Genomic DNA, 1,059 nt, shown 5'->3' on the forward strand with positions numbered 1-1,059 from the left:
TGCTGGCGTCGATGCCGTGGCCAGCGCCTTCCGGCCGAAGCCGGTGCTGGTGCATGATGCCGGGTCACAAGACGATCAGCCGCGCGAATGTGCCTGATCAATCTGATGGCAAGGAGGCGCTGGGCGCTTAGCCTGCGCTACGCGTCCCCTTGCAGCGATCTCCAGATCGGCCCCAGACGGCGGCGCAGGGTGCGTTCGTCCGGAACCTCGCCATTGGGAGATTTCTCAGCGAACCATTCCTGCGCGATGGCGATCAGTTCGGCCTGTGACGCGGGAACACCCTCGAAATGCACACGCCGGATCAGCATGGCGAAGAGCCCTTCCCAATCGTACCGGTTCGGCGCGCCGGTGCCAGACGACCGGCGCAGAACGTCGTGATCGGTTTCGAACTGATGCACGTCGTCCGACATGATCAGCAGATCGTCGAGCGACACCTCGATGGGGTCGGCTGGACCTGACAGCCAGATCCAGTCCTCCTGTCCAAGCGGTCGAATACGCCTGACGGCGCGGCGTGCCGTCTCGCCACCGTTGTTTCTGAACAGGCCAAGAATATCCGTGACCGGCACGGCGACGAAGCCTGACATGAAACCTGCGCCATGATGAACCGGTTCGATGGCCATCGCGATGTCCAGCTTTCCGACGGCCGCCCATCCGGCAAGTTCATCGAGGCTGCAGCCCCAACGGATGGCTGTTTCCTGAATGGTGAAGAACGCGCGCGGCGGCAATGGCATTGGTGTCGTCTCCCTGTACTTCCGGCGCTGAAACCGTTCTTCACGGCGATCAACGCCTGCCTCTTTCCTCTCACGTCAGGACACAACTCTCCCGGTCACGGGCTTTGACAAAGCCCGCGTCGCTCGACCGCATCCGGCGTGATTGGGCAGCTTTGTTCACCACCGGGACGCGACTTGTCCAGCCGATTTGACTGGGGATAACCGCGTCTTTGTTCTTGACATGTTCCAGCCCCAACAAAGGCTGAATCTGACACCGGCGACCGGCAGAACCGGTTCTGCCGGTCGCCGGATTTTGCCTCTTGACAGCCTGTTTCGCAGTGCATGCGCG

1 protein-coding gene is annotated in these 1,059 nt (G+C 61.9%); it reads right to left on the reverse strand.

The genetic code is table 11. The features are described 5' to 3' along the window. Positions 1–137: 137 nt before the first annotated feature. Complete coding sequence (locus Q5Y72_RS19690) at positions 138–731, reverse strand: hypothetical protein (protein WP_305965081.1); 594 nt, start codon at positions 729–731, stop codon at positions 138–140. Positions 732–1,059: the final 328 nt, after the last annotated feature.

The sequence above is a fragment of the Paracoccus spongiarum genome (assembly GCF_030732095.1).
Classification (GTDB): Bacteria; Pseudomonadota; Alphaproteobacteria; order Rhodobacterales; family Rhodobacteraceae; genus Paracoccus; species Paracoccus spongiarum.